The organism is Streptomyces sp. NPDC058678 (assembly GCF_042714835.1).
In the GTDB taxonomy this organism is placed as follows: domain Bacteria; phylum Actinomycetota; class Actinomycetes; order Streptomycetales; family Streptomycetaceae; genus Streptomyces.
Map to the genome: position 1 here is coordinate 52,572 of NZ_JBHXSG010000039.1, position 26,766 is coordinate 79,337.

Annotated in this window: 18 protein-coding genes; 5 read left to right on the forward strand and 13 right to left on the reverse strand. The window is 70.1% G+C overall.

The window, feature by feature from the left end; all coding sequences use genetic code 11:
* Positions 1–67: 67 nt before the first annotated feature.
* Positions 68–2,242: a PQQ-binding-like beta-propeller repeat protein gene (locus ACFWWR_RS30425; RefSeq protein ID WP_384306532.1), complete on the forward strand. Its 2,175-nt coding sequence runs from the start codon at positions 68–70 to the stop codon at positions 2,240–2,242.
* A gap of 64 nt (positions 2,243–2,306) precedes the next feature.
* Here the strand turns inward: ACFWWR_RS30425 and ACFWWR_RS30430 are convergent, their stop codons facing one another.
* The gene (locus ACFWWR_RS30430; RefSeq protein WP_384306535.1) at positions 2,307–2,774 is read right to left on the reverse strand and encodes a helix-turn-helix domain-containing protein; all 468 of its coding nucleotides are present in this window, start codon (positions 2,772–2,774) and stop codon (positions 2,307–2,309) included.
* Between the two features lie 74 nt (positions 2,775–2,848).
* On the opposite strand from ACFWWR_RS30430, the gene ACFWWR_RS30435 reads away from it, so the two are divergent.
* Complete coding sequence (locus ACFWWR_RS30435; RefSeq protein WP_384306538.1) at positions 2,849–3,703, forward strand: class I SAM-dependent methyltransferase; 855 nt, start codon at positions 2,849–2,851, stop codon at positions 3,701–3,703.
* 99 nt (positions 3,704–3,802) lie between these two features.
* Here the strand turns inward: ACFWWR_RS30435 and ACFWWR_RS30440 are convergent, their stop codons facing one another.
* The 3 genes from ACFWWR_RS30440 to ACFWWR_RS30450 are packed head-to-tail and all read right to left on the reverse strand — an operon-like array spanning position 3,803 to position 6,967.
* Positions 3,803–4,636 (reverse strand): carbohydrate ABC transporter permease, encoded by an 834-nt coding sequence (locus ACFWWR_RS30440; RefSeq protein ID WP_383873411.1) that lies wholly within the window; start codon positions 4,634–4,636, stop codon positions 3,803–3,805.
* A complete protein-coding gene (locus ACFWWR_RS30445) occupies positions 4,633–5,688 on the reverse strand; it encodes a carbohydrate ABC transporter permease (protein WP_383873408.1) in 1,056 nt (351 codons plus the stop codon). Before ACFWWR_RS30445 ends, ACFWWR_RS30440 begins: the two co-directional genes overlap by 4 nt.
* Before the next feature lies 1 nt (position 5,689).
* Positions 5,690–6,967, reverse strand: a complete 1,278-nt coding sequence (locus tag ACFWWR_RS30450) for an extracellular solute-binding protein (RefSeq protein WP_383873405.1) — start codon at positions 6,965–6,967, stop codon at positions 5,690–5,692.
* Positions 6,968–7,315: 348 nt separating this feature from the next.
* On the opposite strand from ACFWWR_RS30450, the gene ACFWWR_RS30455 reads away from it, so the two are divergent.
* From ACFWWR_RS30455 to ACFWWR_RS30465, 3 genes are all read left to right on the forward strand, one after another.
* The gene (locus ACFWWR_RS30455; protein ID WP_384306540.1) at positions 7,316–8,068 is read left to right on the forward strand and encodes a DeoR/GlpR family DNA-binding transcription regulator; all 753 of its coding nucleotides are present in this window, start codon (positions 7,316–7,318) and stop codon (positions 8,066–8,068) included.
* On the forward strand, positions 8,065–9,426 hold the full coding sequence (locus ACFWWR_RS30460; RefSeq protein ID WP_383873399.1) for a 6-phospho-beta-glucosidase: 1,362 nt from the start codon (positions 8,065–8,067) through the stop codon (positions 9,424–9,426). The genes ACFWWR_RS30455 and ACFWWR_RS30460 overlap by 4 nt, the downstream gene beginning before the upstream one ends.
* 296 nt (positions 9,427–9,722) lie before the next feature.
* A complete protein-coding gene (locus ACFWWR_RS30465; protein ID WP_384306543.1) occupies positions 9,723–10,895 on the forward strand; it encodes an FAD-dependent monooxygenase in 1,173 nt (390 codons plus the stop codon).
* Positions 10,896–10,974: 79 nt separating this feature from the next.
* On the opposite strand, the gene ACFWWR_RS30470 is transcribed toward ACFWWR_RS30465, so the two are convergent.
* The 9 genes from ACFWWR_RS30470 to ACFWWR_RS30510 form a co-directional block, all read right to left on the reverse strand.
* The gene (locus tag ACFWWR_RS30470) at positions 10,975–14,097 is read right to left on the reverse strand and encodes an alpha-N-acetylglucosaminidase TIM-barrel domain-containing protein (protein WP_384306545.1); all 3,123 of its coding nucleotides are present in this window, start codon (positions 14,095–14,097) and stop codon (positions 10,975–10,977) included.
* 82 nt (positions 14,098–14,179) lie between these two features.
* Positions 14,180–15,094, reverse strand: coding sequence for a beta-glucosidase (locus tag ACFWWR_RS30475; protein WP_383873390.1), 915 nt, complete (start codon positions 15,092–15,094; stop codon positions 14,180–14,182).
* Positions 15,091–16,035 (reverse strand): hypothetical protein, encoded by a 945-nt coding sequence (locus tag ACFWWR_RS30480; RefSeq protein ID WP_384306548.1) that lies wholly within the window; start codon positions 16,033–16,035, stop codon positions 15,091–15,093. Before ACFWWR_RS30480 ends, ACFWWR_RS30475 begins: the two co-directional genes overlap by 4 nt.
* Positions 16,036–16,040: 5 nt before the next feature.
* Positions 16,041–17,492, reverse strand: coding sequence for an alpha-L-fucosidase (locus tag ACFWWR_RS30485; RefSeq protein ID WP_384306551.1), 1,452 nt, complete (start codon positions 17,490–17,492; stop codon positions 16,041–16,043).
* An 11-nt stretch (positions 17,493–17,503) separates the two neighbouring features.
* A complete protein-coding gene (locus tag ACFWWR_RS30490) occupies positions 17,504–19,630 on the reverse strand; it encodes a GDSL-type esterase/lipase family protein (protein WP_384306554.1) in 2,127 nt (708 codons plus the stop codon).
* Between the two features lie 10 nt (positions 19,631–19,640).
* Positions 19,641–20,861: an SGNH/GDSL hydrolase family protein gene (locus ACFWWR_RS30495; RefSeq protein ID WP_384306557.1), complete on the reverse strand. Its 1,221-nt coding sequence runs from the start codon at positions 20,859–20,861 to the stop codon at positions 19,641–19,643.
* A gap of 10 nt (positions 20,862–20,871) precedes the next feature.
* Positions 20,872–21,210, reverse strand: a complete 339-nt coding sequence (locus ACFWWR_RS30500; protein ID WP_383873375.1) for a hypothetical protein — start codon at positions 21,208–21,210, stop codon at positions 20,872–20,874.
* A complete protein-coding gene (locus tag ACFWWR_RS30505) occupies positions 21,210–24,860 on the reverse strand; it encodes a beta-galactosidase (protein WP_384306560.1) in 3,651 nt (1,216 codons plus the stop codon). The genes ACFWWR_RS30500 and ACFWWR_RS30505 overlap by 1 nt, the downstream gene beginning before the upstream one ends.
* Positions 24,857–26,731 carry a glycoside hydrolase domain-containing protein gene (locus ACFWWR_RS30510; RefSeq protein ID WP_383873369.1) on the reverse strand — a complete coding sequence of 625 codons (1,875 nt, stop codon included), beginning with the start codon at positions 26,729–26,731 and terminating at the stop codon, positions 24,857–24,859. The genes ACFWWR_RS30505 and ACFWWR_RS30510 overlap by 4 nt, the downstream gene beginning before the upstream one ends.
* Positions 26,732–26,766: the final 35 nt, after the last annotated feature.

Here is a 26,766-nt window from a genome sequence, read left to right on the forward strand (position 1 = left end):
AGTGAGCGGTTCCTGTCAGAAGGGTCCGGATCGAACCGTCCCGGCCACAGGTGGTGAAGGAGACACGGTGACCCTGCGCGAGGACGATCCGCGATCTGTCGGCGGCTACCGGATCGAATCGCGGATCGGGACCGGCGGCATGGGAGTCGTCTACCTCGGCAGGTCGGCGTCGGGGCGGGCCGTCGCCGTCAAGGTCGTGCACACCAGGTATGCCGACAACCCCGAGTTCCGGGCCAGGTTCCGACAGGAGATCGTGGCTGCGCGCCGGGTCAGCGGTGCGTTCACCGCGCCGGTCGTGGACGCCGACCCGGACGCGGAACGGCCTTGGATGGCAACCGCGTTCGTCCCGGGCCGCACACTCGCCGAGCGGGTCGACGAGACGGGTCCGCTGGATTGGCGCGCGCTGCGCCGTCTCGGCACCGAACTCGCCGAGGCACTGCGGGAGATCCACCGGGCGGAGGTCGTTCACCGGGACCTCAAGCCGAGCAATGTGCTCCTGCTGGGCGGCGAGGGAGACGACGGGGCGGTACGCGTCATCGACTTCGGCATCTCGCGCGCGGCCAGCAGTGACGTCCGAACCCAGACCGGCATGGTGATGGGCTCGCCGCCGTTCATGGCACCGGAGCAGTTCAGCCGCCCCCGCGAGGTCGGCGCCGCCGTGGATGTCTTCTCGCTGGGCGCGGTACTGGTGTACGCGGCCACCGGGCGCAGCCCCTTCGAGGCGGAGAACGCCTACCTCGCCGCCTACAACACCGTGCACAGCGAGGCCGAGCTGGGTGAACTGCCCGAGCCGCTGCGCCCGTTGGTGTCGGCCTGTCTGACGAAGGAGCCGGAGAACCGGCCGACGGCGAGCGAGGTGCTGGAGGCACTGGCCGGGCTGCCCGAGGAGCTGCCCGGCGAGGAGGGCCGTGCAGAGTCGTCCCCAATCCCGGTGACCACGCTGTCGGGACAGGCGACGTTGCCGTCCACAGGCGCCGGTACGACCCGACCGAAGCGCCGCAGGAAGAGGCTGTTGACCGGCCTCGTCGGCGCGGCCCTCCTCGGCGTGACCGTGGCGGCTTCGGTCGCCGTGGTGGCCGACGACCCGGCGAGCACCGTCGGCGAAGCCGACCAGGCGGGCCGACAGGCGACGGGCCCGCAGGCCACGCCCCGTGGTTCGACTCCGCCGGGCTGGAGGCCGTGGCACAACGCGCTGGAGCCGGAAAAGGACGAGCCGATGTCGATCGGCCCGGCGTGCACACCGGACGCGCTCGGCGTCTTCTGCTCCTCCGCACAGGTCGCCCTGACGCGGCTGAGCCCCTCGACGGGCCGTGTGGACTGGACGAAGCCCATGAGCCGGAAGGAGGTCAGCAGTTTTTCGCTGCGCGAGCCCGTCGTCCATGACGGTGTGGTGTTCGTCAGCAGCGCGGACCGCGCCCAGGGAGTGGACGCCTTCGACGGCAGGACCGGGAAGCGGCTGTGGCACCTGGACGGTCCGGTGGGCGGATTCGAGTACCTGAGCGGAGTGCTGCTCGTACGGCTGGACGAGCTCGGCCTCTCCGACACCGCGCGCTATGCGGCGTACGAGCCGGGCACGGGTGAGGAACTGTGGCGGCGCGAGCTGACTTCCACCTCGGCCAGCCCTCTCTACGCGGGGCCCGAGGGAACCCTCTACGCCGATCTGCGCGGCGGCTCCGGCGGTGTGGCCCGCCTCGACGCACGCACCGGCAGGACTCTGAGCAGTGTCGAGGCGCCGCAGGGCGATCTGTGGCTGGCCACCGTCCACGACGGCACGGCGTACTACGCGCGTTGGGAGGACGACACCGGGGTCTCCGCCGCCTTCTTCGTCCAGGACCTCGGCAGTGGGAAGACCCGCCGAGTCGACTTCCCCTGGAGCGTCGAGCCGGAAGCGCCGCCACTGGTGCACGGCGACACCATGTACATCTTCGACTACGGCAACGAGACCCTGCTCGCCCTCGATCTGAAACGCGGGAAGCCGCTGTGGAGCAGCTCGCGCGAGCTGCGCGTCTTCAGCGAACCGGCCTTTCACCAGGGCCGGTTGTACGTCCTGTTGCCGGACACCAGCATCCTGGCCCTCGATGCGCGCACCGGCAAGGAGATCGGGCGCACCGCCCCGTCCTTCGACACGGACGGCCGCTCCTTCGAGGAACTGACACCGAGTGCGGTACCGCCGCTGCCGGCGGGCGGCGTGCTGTACGGGATCTCCGGGCAGGGGATCTTCTCGGTGGCGGACGTTTCCTGAGCGGTACGGTCGGCGGGCGGAAACGGGGCGCCCCGCCGGACCCGGCCGGAACAGGGTCGCGGGTTCAGGTCGGCGGCACGGTCCGGCCCGGTTGTCCGCTGCGCGGTGGCCGCGGAGTCCGTTTCCGCGACGCCGTGACAGCGCCGGACGCCGCGGCCTTGAGGAGGCGGCGGCAGGTGGAGCATTCCAGGTGGCTCGGCGCGGGGCAGGCAGCGGCGTGCCGTAGGGAGTCACGCAGAACGCCGAGTTCGCGGATCGTCCTGTCCAGCTCGTCCGCCTTGGCCGCGAGCACCTGCCGGTCGATGCGGGGCTGTCCGTCCGGCGTGAACATGCGCGCGATCTCGTCGAGCGAGAAACCGGCGGTGCGCCCCACAGCGATCAGCGCCAGACGCTCCAGCACGCCGGGATCGTACTGACGGCGCAGGCCCCGCCTGCCGATCGAGGCGATCAGGCCCTTTTCCTCGTAGAAACGCAGCGTCGAGGCGGGGACCCCGGCGCGGTGCGCCACCTCGGCGATGTCCAGGTCTGTCATCCTCTTGACCTCAAGTCGACTTGAAGTAGAACGGTGTCATTTCCGCCCCGACAAGGCAAACACAGGAGACGATCATGGACGGCACGCGCAGGACCGCGGACGAACAGGCGGCCCGTTGGAACGGGCCCGCCGCCCATGCCTGGGTCGAGTCCCAGGCGGTGCTGGACGACATGCTCAGGCCCTTCGAGGACCTGCTCGTCGAAGCGGTACTCGCCGAACAAGGGCGCCACGTGCTCGACGTCGGCTGCGGTACGGGCGGCACCACGCTGGCCGTCGCGCGGCGACTGGGCGCGGATGGCCGTTGCGTCGGGATCGACATCTCCGAACCGATGGTCACCGCCGCCCGGGCGCGCGCCGAACGGGAGGGCACGCAGGCTTCCTTCGTCCGTGCCGACGCGCAGGATCACATGTTCGAGCCTGCCGGCTTCGACATCGTCATGTCGCGCTTCGGCGTCATGTTCTTCCAGGACTCCGTCCGAGCCTTCACCAACCTGCGGCGTGCCGCGAGGGACGACGCCCGGCTCCGGTTCATCACCTGGCGCGGCCCCGCGGAGAATCCGTTCATGACGACGGCGGAACGTGCCGCGGCACCGTTGTTGCCGAACCTCCCGGCCCGCCAGCCGGACGAGCCGGGGCAGTTCGCCTTCGCGGACCCGGACAGGGTGCACCGCATTCTGGAGGAGAGCGGCTGGACCGAAATCGACATCCGGCCGGTCGACGTGGACTGCACACTGCCCGAGAGGGAGCTGGTCGGTTACTTCACCCGCCTCGGTCCGGTCAGCCGGGTGCTGCCCGCGACGGACGAGCAGACCCGCGCACGGGTCGTCGAGACGGTCCGCGCCGCCTTCGACACCTATGTGCGGGGCACGGAAGTCCGCTTCACCGCGGCCTGCTGGATGGTCGGCGCCCGGGCATCGTCCGCGTCGTAGGACACTGGACCGGGTTCACGAGGCTCTCGTGGAACCGGCAGCCCATGCCTGAGCGCGGACGACCGGCGCGCTCAAGGATCGGCCGACCCACCGCCGCCCTCAGCGCAGGGCTCCCTTGGTGGCGTCGGCGATGAAACCGCGGGCGAAGAAGGTGAACACCAGCACCAGCGGTATGACCGACAGCAGCACCCCGGACATCACCATGCTGTAGTCCGTGGAGTGGCCGGCGTACAACTGGGCCAGCGCCACCTGGAGGGTGAGGCGGTCCGGGTTGACCAGCATCACCAACGGCAGGATGTAGTCGTTCCAGGCGGCGATGAAGGTGTAGATGCCGAGGAAGGCCAGGGCCGGCCGGACGCACGGCAGCACCACGTGCCAGTACAGGCGGAAGAAGCCGGCGCCCTCGATCCGGGCGGCGTCCAGCAGTTCGTCGGGGACGCTGCTGCTGGTGTACTGGCGCATCCAGAAGATGCCGAAGGCGTTGGCGGCGGCGGGCACGATGAGCGCCTTGAGGGTGCCCAGCCAGCCCAGCTGCACCATGATCTCGTACTGCGGGATGATCGCCAGCTGGGTCGGCAGGATGTACATGGACAGCAGGAGGCCGAACAGGAACTTCTTCGCGGGGAAGTCGTACTTGGCGAAGGCGAAGGCCGCCAGCGAGTCGAAGAACAGCACCAGCACGGTCGTACAGACCGCCACGGTCATGGTGTTGAACATCGAGCCGAAGAAGTCCATCTTGTCGAACAGGTGCTGGATGTTGGTCACGAGGTTGTCGCCGAACCACAGCTTCGGCGGATAGCTGTAGATGTCCTGCGAGGTGTTCGTCGCCATGACGACGATCCAGTAGAACGGGAACACGGAGATGACGACACCGGTCATCAGGACGAGGTGGACGCTCAGCCCCCGGAGCCGGTTGCGGTTCTGGCTGTTCACGGCTGTCGGTCCTTTCGCTGCACCAGGCGCCAGTTGATGAGGACGATGAGGAGGATCACCAGGAAGAAGGCCCAGACGATCGCGGCCCCGTAGCCGAAGTCGTTGTTGTCGAAGGCCTGGTGGTAGAAGTACAACAGCGTGGTCAGACCCGCCTGGCCCGGTCCGCCGGAGTTGGGATTGGTGGCCGCCTCGCTCCCGAACAGCACCTGGGGTTCGGTGAAGCTCTGCAGGCCTGTGACGGTGGAGATCACCACGGTGAACAGGATGATGGGCCGTAGCAGCGGGATCGTGATGGAGAAGAAGATCCGTACCGGGCGGGCCCCGTCCATCTTGGCGGCCTCGTAGAGCTCCGTGGGGATCGCCTGCAGGCCGGCCAGATAGATGATGGCGTTGTATCCGGTCCACTGCCAGGTCATCAGCGCCGCGATCACCAGCTTGATCGTCCACTCGTTGCTCATCCACGGCACGGCCGACAGATGCAGCGACCTGAGGATGGCGTTGATCAGGCCGAAGTTGTTGCTGAAGATCGCGCCGAAGAAGATCGCGATGGCCACCAGCGAGGTGATGCTGGGGATGAACAGGGCGATCCGGTAGAAGGCGGTGAGACGGCGGGTCGAGTTCACCAGCACCGCGAGCACCAGGGCGAGAAAGAGCATCGGCACGGTGGACAGCACCCAGATGACCAGGGTGTTGCGGACGGACAGCCAGAACACCGGGTCGTCCCACAGGAAACGGAACTGCTGGAACCCGACGAAGTGCATGTCCCCGATGCCGTCCCACTGCTGGAACGCCAGAAACACCGTGTAGAGCACCGGGAAGAGCATGAAGACCGAGAACAGCAGGTAGTACGGCGAGATGGCGAGGTACTGCGGCCAGTACCTGCCGGTCCGCCGCCGCGGCCCGCGTGGAGTCCCGGCCGACACGGGCCGGACCCGGCGGCCGTGCCGCCCCGGACCGCGCGGGCGGTCCGGGGCCGGCCCGTCGGTGGGCCCGGCGCCGGATCCGGGGGCCGACCCAGTGGGGGCCGGCCCGGCTACCGGGCTTGACGACATGTCACTTCACTCCCTGACGCTGGGCGATCTGCTTGGCCTGGCTGACCGCGTCCTTCCAGGCCTGGTCGGGGTCCTTGCCCTTGGCCTCGATGCTGGTCAGCTCGCTGAAGTAGGGCGCGGAGACCGCCGCGTCGGCGGGGGCTTCGAAGACGCTCTGGATCTTCTCGGCCGCGGGGCCGAAGATCTCGATGGTCTTCTGGCCGCCGAAGAAGGCGTCGCCCCCGGTCAGTGCCGGCAGCTTGTACGCGGCAGGGGCGGTCGGGAACAGGGCCGCGTCGGTGAAGCCGCGGGCCTGGTTCTCCGGGTTGAGGATCCAGCTGATGATCTTGAAGGCCTCTTCGGGGTTGCCGCTGGTCGCGGGGATGGCCAGGAAGGACCCGCCGAGGTTGGAGGGCCCGCCCGGCAGGTTCGCCACCCGCCACTTGCCCTTGGTGCCCGGGGCGGCGTTGCTGATGTCGAGCGCGTGCCAGGCGGCGCCGATCTCGGTGCCCAGGGCGCCGTTGCTGATCGCGGCGTTCCAGGTGTTGTCGTTGATCTTGGCGTCGATGCCGAGGGTGTAGGGCTTCACGGCGGTGAGCCAGGCGGCGCGGATGTGGTCCTGGTCGCCGATGAACTTGTTGTCCTCGTCGATGAACCGCTGGGCGCGCTGGCCGATGACCATCGAGAACACCGAACCGATGTTGTTGATCAGGTAGGTCTTGGGTATGGCCTTGTGCAGTTCGACGCCGGCCTCGAAGTAGTCGTCCCAGGAGGCCAGCTCGGCGGAGACCTTGGCCGGGTCGGTGGGCAGCCCCGCCTTCGCGAAGAGGTCCTCGCGGTAGTACGTGGCGCAGGGGCCGATGTCTATCGGGAAGCCGATGAGCTTGCCGTCCTGACTGGTGGCCTGCTTCAGCTTCCACGCCAGGTACTGCGGGACCAGCTTGTCCGCTCCGACGGTCTTCAGGTCGATGAAGCGGTTGGCGTTGGGCAGGAACGAGGCGATGTCCTCGCCCTTGATGCCGGTGATGTCCGGGGCGGACTGGGCGGCCCGCAGACCGGTGAGCAGCTTGGTCTTGAAGTCGCCGCCGACCACGGAGGTCTTGAGGCTGATGTCGGAGAAGTGCTTCTTGGCGTCCGCGACGACCTTGTCGCTCAGGCCGCCGGACCAGTACCAGAGGCTCAGGCTCTTGTCGTTCTTGCTGCCGCTCGTCGTGGCGTCGCCGCCGCACGCCGCGGTGGCACCTGCCGTGGCGGCCGTCAGTACGGCGGCCTGAAGGAATCGTCTGCGGGAAAGGTCCACGGTCTTCTCCTGGTGTTCGGCGTGTTCGGCGTGTCCGGCTAGGACCTGTGAGTCATGGGCGAGTGCGGGGACAGCGGGGGCCCGGGTGGCTGAAGGGGGACGGTGGCCGACGAACGCACCTCGCCGGCCGGAACGTGTGACGTGCTCTTCTCAGACGGTGCCGACGCGTGAGTGGCGGCGAAAAGCGCCGTTGATCCGCTTCGGCCGACCGGAGTGGGGCCCGAACCCGGCTCGAATTACGCAAGAGAGTGCACCCGGTGAGCAGTTTTGACAAGAGTCAAGCAGTGATCGAGACATTCATGCGCGACTTTGCTTGAGTTTGGCGGGCTGACGAGTATGGTCAGCGGCATGCTCCCTGACCGCAGACATGAGCTGATCCTTCGCGTCCTGCGCGCCGACGGTCCCACCAGCGTGACCTCCCTGGCCGAAAAGGTCGGGGCGAGTCAGGCCACGATCCGGCGTGACCTCGTGCAGCTGGAGGACGAAGGCCTGCTCAAACGCGTCTACGGCGGCGCTGCTCCCCTCCTCGGCGAGGACGACCCGTTCGCCGACGTGGCCGCGGTCCGGGTCGGGGCCAAGGACGCCCTGGCCGCCTGGTGCGCAGATCTCGTCAAGGACGGTGAGACGGTCCTGCTCGACATTGGCACCACCGCTCACCGGGTCGCCCGCCATCTGCACGGGCGGTCCCTGACCGTGATCACCAGCAACCTGGCCGTCTACGAGGAGCTCCAGGACGACAGGGACGTCCAGCTGATCCTGCTGGGCGGCGTGGTCCGGCGCGACTACCGCTCCCTGGTGGGCTTCCTCACCGAGGACAACCTGCGGCAGATCCACGCCGACCGGCTGTTCCTCGGCACCAGCGGGGTCCGTCCCGACGGCCAGGTGCTGGACACCACCGCCGTCGAGGTGCCCGTGAAGCGGGCGATGATCGCCGCCAGCGCCCAGGTGGTCCTGCTGGCGGACGCGGGCAAGTTCCCCGGTACCGGAATGGCCCGGGTGTGCGGGCCGCAGGAGCTCGACGTAGTGGTGACCAACTCCGGGGCGGACGAGAAGACCTGCGCCCGGCTGCGCGAGGCGGGAGTCGAGGTGGTCGAAGTATGAGACTCACCATCCTGGGCGGGGGCGGCTTCCGGGTCCCGCTGGTCTACCGGGCGCTGCTGGGCGATCACGGCGAAGGTCGCGTCACCGAGGTGACGCTGTACGACCTGGACCCCTCCCGGCTGGCGACCATCCGCAAGGTCCTCGTCGACCAGTCCGCCGGGCACCGCGACCCGCCCGTCGTCACCGTCACCACGAACCTCGACGAGGCGGTCACCGGAGCCGACTTCGTGTTCTCGGCCATCCGCGTCGGCGGGCTCGCCGGACGCGCGGCGGACGAGCGGATCGCCCTGGAGGAAGGCGTCCTGGGCCAGGAGACCGTCGGTGCGGGTGGCATCTCCTTCGGGCTGCGCACGATCCCGGTGGCCGTCACCATCGCCCGCCGCATCGCCGCCCGGGCGCCCGACGCCTGGGTCATCAACTTCACCAACCCCGTCGGCATGGTCACCGAGGCCATGACGGCCCACCTCGGCGACCGTGTGATCGGGATCTGCGACTCCCCGGTGGGCCTCGGCCGCCGGGTGGCCGGCGCGCTCGGCGCCGACCCGGCCCGCGTCCGCCTGGACTACGTGGGCCTGAACCACCTGGGCTGGCTGTGCGGTCTGTACGCCGACGGCCGGGACCTGCTGCCGTCCCTGTTCGAGAACGAGGCGGCGCTGACCTCGTTCGAGGAGGGCAAGCTCTTCGGCGCCGACCTGCTGCGCACGCTCGGCGCGCTGCCCAACGAATACCTGCACTACTACTACTTCAACCGCGAGTCGGTCGACTCCGCGCGGGCCGCCGAACAGACCCGCGGCGCCTTCCTCCAGTCCCAGCAGCAGCGCTTCTACGACGCCTTGGGCACCGCCGACGCCGGCCCGCCGGTGCCACGCGCCGCCTGGAAGGCCTGGGACGCCACCCGCCTGGAGCGCGAGACCACCTACATGGCCGAGAACCGTGACGCCGTCGGCATGGGCGAACGGGCCTCCTGCGACCTGGAATCGGGCGGATACGAGCGGGTGGCCCTCGCCCTCATGCGGGCCATCGCCCGGGACGAGCGCACCACCCTCATCCTCAACGTCCGCAACCACGGCCGGATCCCCGTCCTGGACGACGACGCCGTCATCGAGGTCCCCTGCCACGTGGACGCCAACGGCGCCCGCCCCATCTCCGGCGCCCCCTTGCCCGAGCACGGCACGGGCCTGGTGTGCTCGGTGAAGGCGGTCGAACGCGCGGTCATCCACGCCGCCGACACCGGTGATCGCGCCCACGCGGTCAAGGCACTGACCATCCATCCGCTGATCGACTCGTATGCCGTGGCGGAACGCCTGCTGGACGCCTACCAGCGCCACTTCCCCGAACTCGCGTACCTGCGCCACTGAGCCCCTCCCCCGGCCCGGAGGCCGGTGCGGCTGCCGCGCCCGCCGCGCACGAGGTGGGCCGGAACGCCCCGTACAGCGGTGCAGTTCTGTTCGATACGCTGCCCGAGCTGACGGTCGAGAGTAGGTGGGCGATCCATTCCCCGGCCGCACCGACCGGTTCGCGCGGGAGGCGTCGGGACGGCCCGCACGACGTCGACGACCGGCACCGGTGCCGGGAGTGACCGATGCCCTCGGATTTCTGCCGGGTCGCCGGCCAAGGACGTGGGCGCGCGAGTGGGGCGAAGTGAGGTCGTGGCATGAGAGCGATCGTCGTGGGGGCGGGCATCGGCGGACTGGCGGCGACGCTGAGCCTGCGCCGCGCCGGCCACGAGGTCACGCTGGTCGAGCAGGCGCCGCGGCTCACGGAGGTCGGAGCCGGGATCCAGCTCGCGCCCCACGCCACCCGCGTGCTGCGCCGACTGGACCTGCTCGACGCGGTCGCCGCACAGGCCGCCCGCCCCTCCCACATCAGCTTCCGCACCTGGTCCGACGGAGCCGAGATCTGCCGCTACACGCTGGGCCGCGAGGCCGAGGACGCGTTCGGAGCGCCGTACCTGCAGGTCCACCGGGCCGATCTGCAGCATGCGCTGGCCGCCGCGGTGCCACCCCGGTCGGTGCGCCTGAACACCCTGGTCGTGGGAATCGACCAGGACGACGAGTTGGCCCACGTGACGACGGCGAGCGGCGAGCGTCTGGGGGCGGACCTGGTCGTGGCCGCGGACGGGGTGCGGTCCGCGGCCCGCCAGTGGCTCTTCGGCGCGGACGAGGCGCTCTTCTCGAAGACCGCCGCCTACCGGGCGCTGCTCCCGGCCGAGGAGGTGGCCGATCTGGACCTGCCGGACACCGGGGTGTGGCTCGGGCCCGGCCGGCACTTCGTCCACTACCGGGTGCGCCGCGGGGAACTGCTCAACGTCGTGGCCGTGTTCCGGGCGGAGGCGGCGCAGGAGTCGTGGACCGCTCGGGCGGAACCGGGAGAGCAGCTGCGCGAGTTCGACGGCTGGGACTCCCGGGTGCGCACCGTCCTCGAACGCGCGGGACAGGTGTTCCGCTACGGCATCCACACACGTGTTCCGCTCACACGGTGGAACGTCGGGCGAGTGACCCTGCTGGGCGACAGCGCCCACGCGATGGTGCCGTTCCAGGCCCAGGGCGCTGCCCAGGCGATCCTGGACGCGGCCGGGCTCGGCGACGCCCTCGCGGGTGCGACACCGGCCGAGGTGCCCGACGCGCTCGACCGGTACGTGCGCCGGCGGCTGACGGCCGCCACGAGCGTGCAGGCCACTTCCGCGCGGGCGGGCGAGGACTTCCACCTGCCGGACGGCCCCGAGGCCCGGGCGCGGAACGCCCGTATGGCGGCGTACGCGGCCGAGAACCGGTTCATGCCGCAAGCGACCACGTGGGCGGCCGACGTCCTCGACGAACAGGCGTGACCGTGGGGGCGGCCGTACGGCGACGGCCGGGCCGAAGGCGCGTGTTGCGGCTCCGACCCGGACCCGTCCGCTCCTCCGCTCAGTCGACGGTGAAGTCCTCGAAACCGGCGATCCCGCGGATGTCGGTCCAGCCGTTCGCGGCCGTCATGAAGACGCCGATGTCCTGGGTGTCGGCGACGCCGCCCGGTGTGGCGGTGCCGACCCTGGTCCAGGAGACGCCGTCACGGCTGCACTCGCCGGTGTACGTGTCACCGGAGCGCGTCAGCCGCAGATGCACCGGGGCGGCCAGGGAACCGGTCAGTTCGATGGCGTCGAACCGGCCGTTGCCGTCGGAGTCCCAGGACAGCGCGCAGCCGTTGGACGGCGTCACCGCCAGATTGACGTAGCCGGCCGAGCCGTTCTCGGAGAGGTCGTTGCGGACGATCAGTCCGGCGCGGGCCCAGCCGCCGGTGGTGTCCTGCGAGGTGACCTGGACACTGGCGGTCGAGGAGGACCCGAAGGCGGCGGCCCGGTAGACCGTGCCGAACTCGTTGGTGGCGCCCCACAGGTCGGCGCCCGCGCCCTCGATGGCGAGCGCGTCGCCCGACTGGCCGAAGAGCGCGTCGTCGAAGGAGGCGGTTCGGTAGGGCGCTTGGACACCGGTGCCCGCCATCAGACGGACCGTCGCCGAGGCCGAGCCGCGCGTGCCGCCGGTCCGGTAGGACACGTTCACCGGCACCCGGGAGATCAGCACGCCGGTGGCCTTCGTGAGGGTGACGGTGAAGGTCGCCGAGAAGGTGTCACCCGGGGCGACCGACGCCGTGGTGGTCGTGCCGGACGGCTCGGCGGTCATGCCCTCCGGTGCGTCGAGGGACAGGGTCACGTCCGTCGCCGGTCCGAAGCCGTTGCGGTTGGTGAACGCCACGGTGACCGTGACCGGGCGGCCCTCCGCCACCGCGCCCCGGTCGGCGGACGCGGTCAGCGTCACCTGGTCCGGATTGGTGGCCAGGGTGTCCCGTACCTGCCGGGCCAGCTTGTGGATGTCGCCCGACGTCTTCACCGGGTAGCTGTCGTGCTGGTGCGCCCAGCGGTCCTCCAGCGCGAACCAGTCGATCCCGGTGGGCTCCCGACCGGCCGCGAGCGCGGCGGACAAGTCGGCGAAGTACGTCTTCCAGCGCGTGTGGTACAGGCCGCCGACCAGCCCCGCCCATTCCCGGTTCGCGTAGTCGTGCAGCCCTTCCTCGCTGCTCTCCCGGCCGCCCCAGGTGGTGATGACGGACCGTGCGTCGTACTCCAGCTGGTCCTTCTCGGCCCTGGTGGCGCCCCAGGACCGGGCGTCGGCCAGCCACCGTCCGAGCAGGTGCTGCGGGGACGTGGCCAGCACCTTGTCCATCAGCTTCATCCAGCTGAGCCACGTCTTGGTGAGCCGGTCGAATCCGGCCCGGTCCCCGGCCTCGTAGGCCGCCTTGATCCGGGGCAGCAGCACCCGGCTGCGGTTGGACAGCACCTGGCGGGTCACGTCGGCGAGGTCGTAGGCGTAGGCGGAGCTGTCGCGCAGTCGTGGCGCGACCTGGAGCAGTTCGGTGAGTGCCGTGTCGAAGACCGTGGTGTCGTAGCGGTCGGCCTCCGGGCCCCAGGCGGCGGCCTTGTTGGCGCCCAGGCTCGGCCGGGCGCCGAACAGCCCGTCGGGTGCCTCGCTCCACGCGTCCTTGCGGGTCATGCTGTAGGCGGTGTCGCGGATCGTCTTCCAGGCGGCGACGGCGTGCGGGTCCTCGCCGCCGTACCGGGACACGGCGTACGCGGCGAACCAGTCGTCGAGGTCGATGGTGCCGGGCGTCCACGCCAGGTCGGTGAGGAGCGCGAGCGCGGGCGCGTTGTTGTCGGCGGCCTCCGGCATCGCCGCGATACCGGCGAGCTTGCTGCCTTCCTTGTCACGCCACTTGGGGTACTGCTCCACCCAGTCCGGGGCGTTGGCGCCCATCGGGGTGTGGCCGCCGAAGTTCCAGATGCTGCCGAAGGCGTACGGGGTGCCGCCCCAGTCGCTCTCCCGGTCGGTGACGGTGGTGTAGCGGTCGGACAGGCCGTCCACGATCAGCATCCGGGACTTGTCGACCCCGTCGAGCAGCGCCTTGGAGGGGTTGGACTGCCAGCCCAGGATGGCCCAGATCGCGCCCGGGTGAGCTTTCTGGAGCGCCCCTTCGACGGCTGCCGCGGCCTCGTCCACCGGGACGTCACCGGGGTTGCCTCCCTCGTGCAGTAGGTCCATCTTGTACATCGTGCTGTCGCCGAACCGTTCCGACTGGGCCCGGTAGAAGGCGGCGGACACCTCGTCGAAGGCGGTGGTGCGCGGGTCGAGCCAGTCGGGTCGCTTGAAGGCGCCCCAGTCGCCCTGGGGCACCACGGCCGCGTCCCCGCCGTGCTTGGCGACGAAGTCGTCCGGCACGGTGCCGAAGTAACCGGGCAGCACCGGTGTCATGCCCAGCTCGCGCACCCGGTCGGCGATCTTCCGCGCGAGTTCGGCCCGGCGCTCGATGAGCCGCCTGGACACCGGACCGCCGAACCCCGACATGTTCTGCAGCAGCCACCACGGCTGATGGGCCGGTGCCGGAATCCACGCCCGCATTTCGGCGTCCGAGTACCCGAACTGCCGGAAGGTGTCGTAGTAGACGGCGTCGCCGCCGGTGTAGACCAGCACCCTGTTGATGCCGTGCAGCGCGAGCACGTCCAGCTCGCGCTCCCACGCGTCCCAGCTCCGGTAGGGGCCGGTGTAACCGTCGTTGGTGTCGTTGAGGGCGAACCGGTGCGGCACGTTCGCCGACCCCGCGATCTCCGCGCCGGGGGCGGGCAGCGACCTGGGGAGGTTCAGCTGTTCGCCGTTCCAGGAGATGTCGGCCTTCGCCGCCCGCGCGAGATAGGTGTTGAGGCCGGTGAGCAGCACCGCGGAGCTGGTGCCCTCCACGGTGATCGCCCCGGCCCGGCCGGTGACCTTGAACCGGTCGGCGCCGCCGGCGTCCAGAGCGCGCAGCGTCACCTGCCGGTGGTGGTCGGGCAGCAGTCGTCGCAGTGCGACCGATGCGGGGGTCGTGTCGAACGGCTTCGCGACCGTGTCCGCGGCCGCCGGTGCGGCGTGGGCACCTGGCGGCGGCGTCAGCAGGACCACTGAGCCGAACGCGGCCGCTCCGGTCAGCAGGCGTCTGCGGCTGAGGGGTTGGTTGGCTGTCATGAACGTCCTCTCAGAACTTCTCGGATCTTCCGAGTCGCAGTGCGATGTGGTCGCACCGCACCGCACCGCACTGCGGCTCGGATCAGGCGACGGTCATCGCGAAGATGTGCAGAGCGGGGCCACCGCTCGTCAGGCCGTCGCTGACCTTCGGCAACACGACCGAGTGCAGTTCCTTGTCCTCCAGCTCGACGCCGAAGGTGTAGAGGCTGACCGGGTTCCTGTCCTGGCCCGAGGGGGTGTTGCGGTACGGCAGTACCACCGCGGCCGCGGGGTTCGCCCAGTACCAGTCGGGGACCTCGACGGAGAAGGCCTGCTCCGTACCGTCCGCGTAGACGACCTTCCCGGGCCCCTTGCCGTCGCCCCAGGTGCAGGTGCCGAGGAAGGCCAGCCGCGAGCCGGTGCCGGACAGCCGCACGGTCTGCCCGGAGGACACCACGTTGTCCTTGGCCCCGGGCTCGGTGTCCGGCCAGGTGAAGGTCGTCCCGCCGTACGTGACCGAGGCTCCGGGAGTCAGTCCGACCGACGCCAGCGCCTGGGCGGAGAGGCTGGAACGCGAGCCGTCGATGTCGGCGGTGGTGGTGGCGTCGTCGGAGGAGATCCCGGCGTTGTCGAAGGCACTGGCCAGCGACCGGTACGGCAGTTTCAGCGACGAGGTCGCGCGGGTGCAGTCGGATCCGTGCTCGTGCACGTCGAAGAGCGCGTGCGCGATGCAGGAGACCACTCCCTCGGCGTCGTCGGGGAGCCGGGTCTTCCAGGTGCGGGTGACCGACCGTCCGGGCGCGATGTCGCCCAGGCCGTCCGACTCCACTGTGTCGCCCACGGCGAGGTAGAGGACGGTGTTGCGCAGGGTGATGCCGGTGGTGTTCTGGAGGGTGGCGGTCAGGGTCACGGCCTGGCCCGGCCCGGGGGTGGCCGGGGTGACGGTGAGGGAGACGGGCGGTGGAAGGAAGTCCAGTTGGGGGCGGTAGGCGGCCTGGGCGAGGCGCTGGGGTGTCATCTCGTCTCCAGTGAGAAGTGGTCGAACACGGCCTGCACCGTGGTGCCGGGGTAGTTGAGGTTCACGGCGCTCGCCACCACGCCGGCGTCCAGGGCGCCGCTCGCGGAGGGGACGGTCGCGCTCGCGGTCTCGGTCCAGGAAAGGCCGCTGTTGGTGCTGGAGTACGCGGTATAGGTGGTGCCGTCGCGGACGAGGCGCAGCCAGGCGGGGTGGGTGGAGCCGCCGCCACCGGCCCAGGTGTCGAGCCGTCTGTCGCCGTTGCTGTCGGTCATGAACTCCAGGCCGAACGACTTCGACATGGTGAGTACGGCGTAGCCGCCCTTCTCCGGGGCGGTGAGATCGTTGGCGACGGCGATTCCGTACTTGGCGGTGGGGTTGTCGCTGCCCGTGAGGCTGACCGTCTTGACCTGCACCACGCTCGACTCGGCGGCGGAGCCGGGAAGGAGGATGCCCCCCTTCTCGTCGGTGCCGCCGGAGAAGTCGCGGCCGCCCGCCCAGATCACCAACTGGCTGCCGTACTGGCCGAACTCGGCGTCGTCGGTGGTGGCGAACGTCCGGTACGGGGCCCGCACCCCATTGGGCTCGTAGGGCACCGTGAACGTCTTCGCGGACCGCGCGCAGTCGCTGCTGCGCCCGTCGACGTCGAAGACCACGTGCGCGGTGAACGCCACGTTCCCCGCCACGTCGGCCGGCATCGCCGTCTCCCAGCGCCGGGTCGTCTTCGCGCCGCGCCGCAGGTCGCCGAGCGGGATGGTCTTCGCCGCCGTGGTGGCGCCGGGGTTGATGAGGTGGAGCACGGCGTTGCGGAGGGGGAAGGGGCAGTCGTTGGTGAGGACCGCGGTGGCGGTGACCGTGTCACCGCCGGCCGGCTCGGCCGGCTGCGTGGTGACGGTGAGGGTGGGGCCCAGGGCATCGAACTGGGTACCGTTACTGATTCCCACGCCGCTCACCGGGCCCAGTCGACGGTGAAGACGTTGGCGATGTCGCTGGGCAGGGAGGACGGGACGGTGATGTTGATCTTTCCGTCACGGCGGGTCCACCGCAGACTGCCGCTCGTGCCGAGCAGCCGGATCCTGGACGTGGCGCTGACGGGGATGTCGCCGGGCACCGAGAGGGTGCCGCTGGGCGCGCCCAGCACGATGATGTTGAACTTGCCCGGGGAGACGGTGTAGCGGATGCCGAGCGAGCCGCCCTCCTCCTCCTCCGCCCGCACCCAGGGCGTCGACCCGTAGATCGCCGGGCCGTTGGTCTTCAGCCAGGCGCCGATGTCGCGCAGCCGCTCCTGCATGATCTCGGGGATCGTGCCGTCCGGTTTGGGACCGATGTTGAGGAGCAGGTTGCCGTTCTTGCTGACCACGTCGGCGAGCAGCCGGATCAGGAACTCGGAGGTCTTGTAGTCCTCGTCCGGCTCGTGCTTGTTGTAGCCCCAGGAGTAGCCCATGGTCATGCAGCACTCCCACTTCTGCGGATCCATCGTGGGGTTGGTGCGTTGCTCGTACGTCGCGAAGTCGAAGTGGGTGTCGAACCGGTCGTTGATCACCACGCCCTTGGGGCGCTTACGGTTCTTGGCCTGGTTGTAGTAGTGGGCCATGGGTTCTTCGCTGCGCCACGGCGAGTTGTCGGTGGGCCGGAACCACTGTCCGTCCGCCCACAGTAGCTCGGGGTCGTAGCGGTCGATGATCTCGTAGAGCTGCTCGAGCTCGTAGTCGCCTATGTAGTCCTGGACCGGCTTGTAACCGGTCATCGGGATTTCCTGGTCGGTGTAGAAGTTGCGCATCGGCCGGCCGATCGCCGGGTTGAAGTACTCGCCGAGCGAGTAGTACAGGCCCGGGCGCACGGTGCCGCGCTTGCGGGCCGCGGTCATCAGCTCACCGACGAGGTCGCGCTTCGGGCCGTACGCCACGGAGTGACGGTCCGTCACCTTGCTGGGGTAGAGGGCGAATCCGTCGTGGTGCTTGCTGGTCAGCGCGAAGTACTCGGCGCCCGCCTGCTCGAACAGCTTCACCCAGGCGTCGGGATCGTACTTCTCGGCCTTGAACTGCGGGATGAGGTCGTCGTAGGTGACGTTCTCGCCGTAGGTGTCGCGGTGGTACTTCCACTCGGCGGTGTCCTTGGTGCTCTGGTACCAGAGGTACCACTCGGAGGCGCTTCTCGGCGTCGCGCCGCCGATCACCGAGTAGATGCCCCAGTGGACGAAGATGCCGAACTTGGCGTCCTTGTACCAGCGCGGTACGGGGTGGGTGTCGAGGGAGGCCTTGGTGGGCTGGTAGTCGGGAATGCCGGGGACGCCGGACACGGCGCCCTGCGCGAGCGCCTGGGCGGTGCCGGGCGGGGCGAGCAGCACCGCGCCGCCGAGGGCGGCCGCGGCGGTCATGAAGTGTCTGCGGTCGACTGCCATGGATGTGCCTCTCACTCGTGCGTGGAGAAGGAATCGAAGAGCGCTGTCGTGATCTGGCCGGGGTAGTTGAGGTTGACGGCGCTCGCGACCAGCCCGGCGTCGCCGGTGCCGCTCGCGGACGGCACGGTGGCGGTGGCCACCTGCTGCCAGGCGGTGCCGTCGGAACTGGCGTACGCGGTGTAGGCGGTGCCGTCGCGGACGAGCTTCAGCCAGGCGGGGTGGTGCGAACTGCCGCCGCCGGCCCAGGTGTCGAGCTTCCCGTCGCCGTCGCTGTCGGTCAGGAACTCCAGGCCGAACTGCGCGGACATGGTGAGCACCGCGTAGCCGCCCGCCTCCGGCGCGGTGAGGTCGTTGGCCACGGCGATCCCCGCCTTGGCGGAGGGGCCGCTGCCGGTCTGACCGACGACCCGGGCGGTCACGGTGCCGGACGGCGGCGCGGCGTCGGCGAGGTAGACCGCCGCCTTCTCGTCCTTCCAGCCGGACAGGTCCTGGCCGCCCGCCCAGATGGCGAACTGGCCGCCGTTCTGTGCGTACTGGGCCTCTTCGGTGGTGGTGGCGGTCGTCAGGTACGGCGCCCGGACCTCGGACGGAGCGGGGGTCACCGTCGCGTCCACGCTGTCCGAGTCGCGCCGGGTACGGCCGTCCTGGAGGAAGGAGGTGCGTACGCCGATCTCGTGGGTGCCCCAGGCCGCGTCGGCCGCGGGGGTCACCGTCCAGGTGACGGGGGCGCTGTCGCCCGGGGCGAGGGAGCGTGTCCGCGTGCTGCCGGCCGTTTCGGCTGTCCAGCCGTCGGGGAGATCGAGGCGCGTGCTGACCTGGGTGACCGTCTTGCGGCCGGTGTTGGTGACAGTCGACGTGATCTTTGTTCCGGCGCCGCCGGCTTGCAGGGTCGGCCAGTACGGGGTGAGCCGGACGCGGGCCGAGGGGCAGTCGCGGGCCGCCCCGAGGGTGGTGAGGTCGACGGCGTCGGCGAACGCCTTCATCCCGGTGTCATTGGGGTGCAGGTGATCACCGGAGTCGAAGGCGGCGGCGTAGCGGGTCGGGTCGTCCGGGTCCCGTACGGCCTTGTCGAAGTCGGCGTAGTCGTCGAAGACGCCGCCGTCGCGGACGAAGGTGTTGACCTTCTGCCGGTCGGCCTCCTTGGTCTCGGTCCACCAGTCACCCCAGCCGCGATACGGCACGACCGTCGCGCCGATCACGCGCAGCCCGCGGGCGTGGGCGCGGCGTGCGATCTCCTTCATGCCGTCGATCACCTGATCGCCGGTGGCGCCGCCCCAGCTGAGGTCGTTGACGCCCTCGAACAGGACCACCGTCCGGGCGCCCGGCTGTGACAGCACGTCGCGTTCCAGCCGGTCCAGCGCCGACGGATTGCCGTCGACGCCGGCCGTGATCCGGTTGCCGCTGATGCCCTCGTTCAGCACCCCGGCGGTGGACGAGCAGGCCGACAGCCGCCCCGCCAGATAGTCGGGCCAGCGCCGGTTGGCGTTCGACGTGGAGGCCGCCCCGTCGGTGATGGAGTCGCCGAGCGCCACCACGGCACCCGCCGCGTTTCCACCCTGTACGTCGACTCCGGTCAGGAACGGGAAGGCGGAGTCGGTACGGGTGAAGGCGTCCCCGTCGGCGTCCGAGGCGTGGTCGCCGCCGCCGTCCGCGGTCCAGTAGACGGTCTGGAGGCCCATCCAGTGCTGGCTGATGTGGGTCAGCCGGCCGGGGAAGTACAGGCTGACGACCAGATCGCTGCGGGCCGGCACGGTGAGCCGGACCTGATCGCTGGCCGCCTGCTCACCGCCCGGGATCGTCACCTCGTTCTTCCCCCCGAACCGCAGTTGCCGCGGCTTCGTTACGGCGGAACCGCCCTCACGGAGTCCCACGGTCGCGTGCCCGATCGTCACCGGCTCGGTGGTGAAGTCATTGGTCAGCCGGATGCGCACGCTCGAACCGCCCGCGCTCACCCGTACCGGAATCCGTACCGTCACCTCGGAGGTGCCCGGGTCGTAGACGGCGTGCTGGGCGGTCGCCCAGGTCCCCGTCCACGTCCCCTGTGCCGCCTCGGCCGGCGACGCCGCCGGGAGCAACAGCCCTGCCAGTACGGCCGCCATGGCCGTGGCCAGGGCTGCCAGTCTTCGGTGTCCAAGCACCACGTCCTCCTCAGGTACAGCCGCGGCCGAGGCCGAGCGACGTCAGGTCGATGGAGTCGGCGAAGGCCTTCATTCCGGCGTCATTGGGATGGAGGTGGTCACCGGAGTCGTACGCGGCGCCCAGCCTCCGCGGATCCTGCGGGTCCCGGACCGCCCGGCCGAAGTCGGCGTAGTCGTCGAAGACCCCGCCGGAGTCCCGGACGAACGCGTTGACCTGCTGTCGCCGCGTCTCCGTGTCCTCGGTCCAGCCGCCCCAGGTGAAGTCCTTGTACGGGGTGATCGTGGCGGCGACGACCCGCATCCCGCGCCGGTGCGCCCGGTCGGCGATCTCCGTCATCCCGGCGATGATCTGCTCGGCACTCGCCCCGCCGAGGTCGTTGATCCCCTCGAAGAGGATGAGGGTCCGTACTCCCGGCTGGGAGAGCACGTCCCGTTCGAGGCGGTCCAGGGCGGAGGGGTTGGTCACGGTCCCGGCGGTGATCCGGTTGCTGGTGATGCCCGCGTTGAGCACCCCCGCGCCGGGCCGACAGGCGTTGAGGCGGGCGGACAGCAGGTCGGGCCAGCGCTGGTTGGTGTCGGCCGTGGAGGCCGCCCCGTCGGTGATGGAGTCGCCGAGCGCCACCACCGACCCGGTCCTCGGCGCGGTCACGTCGACGCCGCTGAGGAACGGCCAGCTCGTGGTGGTCCAGGTGAAGGCGTCACCGGCGGTGTCGGCGGCGTGGTCGCCGGCCCCGTAGTCCGTCCAGTACACGGTCTGCTGGGCCCACCAGTGACCGGTGATGTGGGTGACCTGGCCCGGCAGATGGAGACTGACCACGAGGTCGGCCAGGGGCGGCACCGTGAGCCGGACCGGATCGCTGACCGCCTCGCCACCCGCCGGGATCGTGACCCCCCGCTTCCCGCCGAACCGCACGTCGTACGGGCGCGCCACGGCGGAGCCGCCGTCGCGCAGGCCCACCGTCGCGTGTCCGATCGTGATCGGGTCGGTGGCGTAGGCGTTGGTCAGGCGGATGCGTACGGACGAACCGCCGACGCTGGTGTGCACCGGCATCCGTACCGTCACCTCGGACATCCCCGAGACCTCGTAGTGCTCGCTGGCAGCCGTCGCCCAGGTCCCCGTCCATCCGCGCCGATCGTCCTGCCGACCGGCCTCGGCGGGTGCCGTCGTCCCGGCCACGACGGCCACGACCGCCAGGAGCAGAGCCGCGAGCCTGCCGCGTATCGCCTGCATGTGCCGCCCCCTACCGTTCCGCGCCGGTGTGCGCGAGCACCTGGTACGCCTTGGTGGCGCCCTTGGCCTTGGTGTTGCCCTCACGGGCGCTGCCGGTGACCTCCCGGACGATGTGCCAGTCGGCGCCGATCCGGAACCGGAACGCCGCGGGAGCGGTGGCCAGGACGGTCCGGCCCGCCCGCACGGTGGTGAGGGTCAACCGGTCCGTGGCGACGCGCAGTTCATAGGCGGGTGTGCCGAAGGTGAGCGGCCCGGAGTCGGCGGCCGCCGGCGCCGCGCCGAGCAGCGGGGCGGCCAGGATCAGCGCGGCCGAGCCGGGGCGGACGGTTCGCTTCCCGACGAGGGGCATCAGGCACCACCGCCGCAGGTCACCTTGGCGTCGGCCCAGTCGGCGTGGTCCGAGGAGACATCGCCGTCCCCGTCGACCAACAGGTCCAGCCAACGGGCGCCGGTCACGTCCACGTCGACCGCGATACCGCCGTCGGAGCCGTACCGCACCGGAGTGGTGGCAAGGGTGCGGCCGTCGGCGACCACGTGGAAGGAGACGCTGCCGCCGTCACCGACCTCGTCGTCCACCCCGGCGGTCGCGGTGAACCGGCTGCAGCCGCCACCGAGATAGACACGCACCCGGCTGTCGGCGTGCACGCCGAGGCCCTTGGTGTAGGGGGTACCGCCGATACTCAAGGGGCGCCCGTCACCCGCCGCGTTCTCCCCGTTGGAGGCGTCCTTCTCCACCGGACCCCAGCCGTTGACCGCCTTGACCAGGGTCAGGTCGCTCACATAGGCGTCGGCGGACAGCCCGGGGGGTGGCACCTGCACGGCCCGTACACCGGTGACGGTGCCTGGCCGGCCGGGCTGGGTGAGCTTGGCGGTCGCGGACAGGACGGCGTAGTGGACCGGCTCGCCCGGTGGGGTGACGGTGTAGTCCGCGGTCACGGTGTCGCCGGGCCGCACCCGGTCGTAACGGGTGGTGTCGTCGGTGGTCGCGGTCCAGCCGTCCGGGACCTTCAGGGCCAGCTCGACGTTCCGGGCGGTCGGCGCGTCCTTCGGCACGCTGAGGGTGACGGGCACCTTGGCGGCCGTCCCGGTGCTCAGGAACGGCTCGGCGTCGACGGTGACACGGGCGCCCGAGGCCGGCATGGCGTACGTCCTGGCGTCGTACGAGGGCGCGGCCACCGTACCGATCTTGATCCCGCCCGCCGAGGCACCGAGGTCGACGAGCTTCGCCGAACCCGGGCCCGCTCCGGCCTCGGTGGACCACACGGCCAGGGCGATGGTGTTGCTGCCCTGCTCGCGCAGGATGCCCTTGGGGACGACGAACCGTGTCTGCGGTCCGGTGTCCGGCAGATGGCGGCCGATCAGCCAGCCGTTGACGAAGATCTGGACGCGGTAGCCGGTGCTGCCGTCCGTGGCTTCAGCCAGATCCAGCGCGATCGCGTTGTCCTGGCCCTGCGGCAGGTCGAGCCGGGCGGAGGTGCGGTACCAGCGCACGCCGGGCCCGGTCTTCGCGGACTGACCGGCGAGGGTCGTGCTCTTCCAGCCGCCGTCGGAGTACCCCGGCAGTGACCAGCCGGCCCGCTCCCCGTACAGCCCGCCGTTGTTGTACGGGCCTCGGGCGGTGTCGACCGGGTCCTCGCCGCCTCGGTCGCCCTGGATCTTCCAGGTGAGGGTGGAGGCCCCGCCGATCACCTCGGCACTGAGCAGACCGCGTGGCTCCTTGGAGTAGTCGTGGCCCCATTCCTCGTTGTGGCCCGCGTTCTCCACGAGGACGGAGAGGACGTTGTCCGCGCTGTCTCCGCCGGCCTTCAGCGTGCCCGCCGGGATGTCGAAGGGGTGCGCGCCGTTGCCGGAGCTGCCGAGGTAGCGGCCGTTGAGCCAGACCGCGTACTGGCCGGTGTTACCGGTTTTGGCGTCGAGTGCGAGCGCGGTCGCGGCACCGGTGGTGCGGAACCGGCCGCGGTACCAGACGTCGCCGTGGTGGAAGCCGTACTCGTCCATCGCGAGGACCGGCAGCGAGCCGGCCAGTTCCGGGTTGTCGGCGGTGAGGTGGTCGGCGGTGATCCAGGCGGAGTCGTCGAAGCCGGGGGCGGCCTCCGGTGCCTCCTCCTTGTACTTCCATGTCGTCAGCGCGGGCAGCTCGACCGGGCGCGGCGCCCGGCTGACGGCGACCCTGCTGCCGTTCCAGGTCACCCTTTTGGCGTCCGCGATGACCTCGATCTTCGTGGCCTTGGTGGAGTCGCCGGTCAACTTCAGCGTGCCGTCGGCCAGTTCGGCCGTACGGACGAGGGACGGGCCCCGTACGAGGACCGGGCCCTTGGCGGTGTCCTGCCGCCACCAGTGCGCGGTCTCGGCGGTGTCGGCGATCAGCAGTTCCATGCCGTTCACCAGCACCCGGGCCAGCCCCTTATGGGTGTAGTTCAGGCGCAGGTCGCCGCGGGCGGCGTCCCAGGTGGTGGTGACGTCGCCGTCGAGGACGGTCACTTCGGGCCGCTCGGCGTACCGCAGCACGGTCTCGCCGGCCTCGCCGTCCCGCCCGTACAGCAGCGCCACGTCCCGGTCGCCGATCCGGGCGTGCGTCATGATCTCCGAGGTGGAGTAGACGAGCCGCTGGCTCGCGCCCAGGTCGTAGCCCGCTACGAGCAGTTTGGCGTCCCTGCCGTCGACGGTGATCGTTCCCTGCTGGGGTACGCGCGGGTAGTCGCCGTCCGTGCCCTTCAGCGACAGGGTGGTCTCGTCCTTGTCCTTCACGCGGGTGTCGGCGTGCCGGACGGTGAAGAACTGGGTGCCGTCGTCGGGGTTGACGCGCCGGTCGATGCGCAGGGCGTCGTCGGACGGTACGGGCGCCTCGGCCTTGTCGGTGCGCGCCAGCGAGGTCACCGAGTTGACCATGTAGCCGAGGCGCTTGAACTCCTGGTATTTGTCGGTCAGTTGGCGGGACTCGTTGATCGGGGCGCCGTAGTCGTACGACGTGTAGACCGCGTTGGGGTCGGCGAGCCAGCCCCAGTTGGTGCCGCCGTACGTCATGTAGAAGGACTGGCCGCTCACCCCGGCGGCGATGTTCATCTTGCTGAACACCCGGGTGAAGTCGGTGCCGGTGAGCTTCGCGCAGTCCTGGTATCCGGTGCCGCCCCAGGGGTCGAAGGCACCGCCCTGTGCCTCCGGGATGATCAGCGGGGACTCGGGCTTCCACTCGTTGACGTACGAGTAGTCGGGCAGGTTCCTCCAGGTGTCGGGGTCCTTGCAGTCGAAGCCCTGCGGGTAGGCGTCGAAGCCGTAGATGTCCGGGGCGCCCTTGCCACTGACCCAGTTCTTGTTGGCGCCACCGTCGTTGACGAAGGTGGGCACATCGATGCCGTCTTCCTTCGCCCAGTCGATGAGGGTCTGCATGTAGTCGGCGTCGTGCCGGCCGCCCTGGTACTCGTTCTCGACCTGGTACAGGATCACGGAGCCGGTGCCACGGGTGAGTTGGTGGCGCGCGATGATCGGGTTGATCCGGCTCATCCACTCCCGGGCCGCCTTCAGGTACTCCGGCTCGGAGGTGCGGTTCACGCCTGCCTGTGTCTTCCGCCAGGCGGGCATGCCGCCGCCGGAGACCTCCGCGTTGATGTACGGGCCCGGGCGGGCGATCACGTACAGGCCCGCGCGCTCGGCCTCGTCGAGCAGCCGCTCCACGTCACGAGTGCCGGTGAAGTCGTACGAGCCGGGCTTGGCCGAGTGGTAGCCCCAGTCGAAGTAGAGCGAGACCGCGTTGAATCCGCCCGCCTTGATCTTCTGCAGGACATCGCGCCACGCGTCGGGGCTGGGCAGCCGGAAGTAGTGGAACTCGGCGCCCCAGAGGTAGAGGGGCTTGCCGTCGACCCGCACGGAGTACTGGTCGTAGGTGACGGTGTGCTGGGCCTGCGGCTCCGCCTGGACCGGTGCCGCGGCGGCACCTGTGCCGGTCAGGGGCATGACACTCAGTGCCGCGGCAAGCAGCAGGGATTTCCACTTCGCTCTCATGACGTCAGCCCCTTCACGACCGCCGCCCGCGCGGTCTCGATGTCGCCCACGTCCTTCGTCCGGCCGTCGAGGTTCCGGGTCGCGGTGGTGAGGGCCTCGGTCAGGGCGTCGCTGTCGGTGCCGCCGTCCTTCTTCCGCAGCTGGGCGATGAGTTCGTAGTCCTCGATGCCCTCCTTCAGCTGCTCCCAGCGGATGCTGGACATCGGGCCGTCCTTGCCCGGGTAGACCAGGTACTCGTCGCCCTGGGTGAAGATGTGCACCGGCTGCTTGAAGGGGTCGCTGGTCCAGCTGTTGTACGACCAGCGCAGAAAGCCGTCCAGATTCCGCTGGGCGGAGATCCACGGCAGCATCCGCGACTCGACGGCGGGCGAGAACGAGAGCGTGTTGGGGTGCGCCGGCGCCCCGTACACGTAGAAGGTCGTGATCTTGCCGGCCTTGCGCCGCTCGGCCACCTTCTCCTTCGTCATCGCGTCGATACCGCCCCAGTCGACGGACAGGTTGGAGGCGACGCCTTCGGTGCTGATCGAACCGGCCACGGAGATACGGTCGTCGAAGACCGGCGCGACCTCGTGGACGAAGTTCTTGACGACCGTCATGGTGTCGATGGGCCGCTCGTCGAAGGAGAGCCAGGTGTTCTCCAGCCAGCCCTTCGCCTTCAGGTGCTTCTCGAAGGCGGGGAGGAACGCCCCCCACGCCTCCCGCCAGCGGTCACCGCCCAGGTCGACGTTCTCGTAGACGGTCTTGCCGGTGCGGGTGTCGGTGTAGGTGAGGTGTTCCTGGTCCTGGAACGCCAGCATGGAGAAGGCGCCGATGTCGGGCCCCAGACCGGCGCGTCTCGCGGTCTGGACGTACTTGTCCCAACGGCTGAAGTCGAAGGAGAACGTCTTTCCGTTCCAGGTCCAGCCCACCATGCTGGTGTACGGCGTGGCGGTCTGGGACTCCCGGGTGCCGAGCGACCACTGGTGGTGCCACGGGTTGTCGACGATGGTGGTGTTGATGACCTTCTGGCCGCGCGAGGCCAGGTCGCGGTTGTACTTCTCGATCAGCTTCCAGTGCTGGTCGGACCAGAGCTTGACGCCGTGGTTCTTGGCGATCGTCTCCGGCTGCGCCCAGACGTCGAGGAAGAAGTCGTAGTCCTTCGGGTCGGGCACGCTCGTGTCCGCGACCTCGATGGTCAGCGGGTAACTCGCCTGGGTGCGGCCGTCGGCGTCGACCTTCACCGTGCCGGTGTAGGTGCCGGGCTTGGCCGTCTTGGGGATGTGGAAGGTGAACCACAGCGGTTGTGCCGCGTACGCGGGTACGTCCGCCGAGGACCGTTCCTCGAGCGCGTCGCCGACCACGTCGGGGTTGCGGTCGCCGGACACCTCGTTGCCGGAGCTGACCTGGTCGATGGTGGCGGACCAGTCGACCTCGCTCTTGGAGCGCTGCACGGGCACGTACTTGACGAACCGGACCCGGGTGTCGGCACCGGACAGCTTCGCGCCGCCGGGCCCGGTGAGGTCACCGACCACGGCCTCGACGTCGTCGAGGTTCTGGCCGGAGGCGATCGCCAGTTGGGCCGAGACCTGCTCGTTGCGGACGGCGGAGAGCTTGAGCTCCTTGGTGTCCTTGCCCTGGATGGCGGTCATCGGGTAGCGCGGGACCCGCTCCTCCGCGGAGCCGGCGAAGGAGCCGGTGGGAACCCAGGTGATGGTGTCCCTGGTGCCCATGGCGTCGGCGACCTTGACGGTCAGCCAGGTGGTGGTGGCCTTGGAATTGAGGTCGGTGCCGGTAGTCGTATTCGTGGTGCCGTTGACGGCTATCGCGGTGGTGCTCGCGGCCACGACCACGCCGGCGACGAAGCCGGCGACAAGTGAGGACGTACGTGCCATGGGGGTGGGTTCCCTCTCTCACGGCTGTGCAGGGA

What these genes read in the sequence shown, in the direction of transcription:
- ACFWWR_RS30430 (WP_384306535.1), bottom strand. Translation starts at nt 2,774, where the DNA reads ATGACAGACCTGGACATCGCCGAGGTGGCGCACCGCGCCGGGGTCCCC.
- ACFWWR_RS30435 (WP_384306538.1), top strand. Translation starts at nt 2,849, where the DNA reads ATGGACGGCACGCGCAGGACCGCGGACGAACAGGCGGCCCGTTGGAAC.
- ACFWWR_RS30445 (WP_383873408.1), bottom strand. Translation starts at nt 5,688, where the DNA reads ATGTCGTCAAGCCCGGTAGCCGGGCCGGCCCCCACTGGGTCGGCCCCC.
- ACFWWR_RS30455 (WP_384306540.1), top strand. Translation starts at nt 7,316, where the DNA reads ATGCTCCCTGACCGCAGACATGAGCTGATCCTTCGCGTCCTGCGCGCC.
- ACFWWR_RS30460 (WP_383873399.1), top strand. Translation starts at nt 8,065, where the DNA reads ATGAGACTCACCATCCTGGGCGGGGGCGGCTTCCGGGTCCCGCTGGTC.
- ACFWWR_RS30465 (WP_384306543.1), top strand. Translation starts at nt 9,723, where the DNA reads ATGAGAGCGATCGTCGTGGGGGCGGGCATCGGCGGACTGGCGGCGACG.
- ACFWWR_RS30470 (WP_384306545.1), bottom strand. Translation starts at nt 14,097, where the DNA reads ATGACAGCCAACCAACCCCTCAGCCGCAGACGCCTGCTGACCGGAGCG.
- ACFWWR_RS30475 (WP_383873390.1), bottom strand. Translation starts at nt 15,094, where the DNA reads ATGACACCCCAGCGCCTCGCCCAGGCCGCCTACCGCCCCCAACTGGAC.
- ACFWWR_RS30485 (WP_384306551.1), bottom strand. Translation starts at nt 17,492, where the DNA reads ATGGCAGTCGACCGCAGACACTTCATGACCGCCGCGGCCGCCCTCGGC.
- ACFWWR_RS30495 (WP_384306557.1), bottom strand. Translation starts at nt 20,861, where the DNA reads ATGCAGGCGATACGCGGCAGGCTCGCGGCTCTGCTCCTGGCGGTCGTG.
- ACFWWR_RS30500 (WP_383873375.1), bottom strand. Translation starts at nt 21,210, where the DNA reads ATGCCCCTCGTCGGGAAGCGAACCGTCCGCCCCGGCTCGGCCGCGCTG.
- ACFWWR_RS30505 (WP_384306560.1), bottom strand. Translation starts at nt 24,860, where the DNA reads ATGAGAGCGAAGTGGAAATCCCTGCTGCTTGCCGCGGCACTGAGTGTC.
- ACFWWR_RS30510 (WP_383873369.1), bottom strand. Translation starts at nt 26,731, where the DNA reads ATGGCACGTACGTCCTCACTTGTCGCCGGCTTCGTCGCCGGCGTGGTC.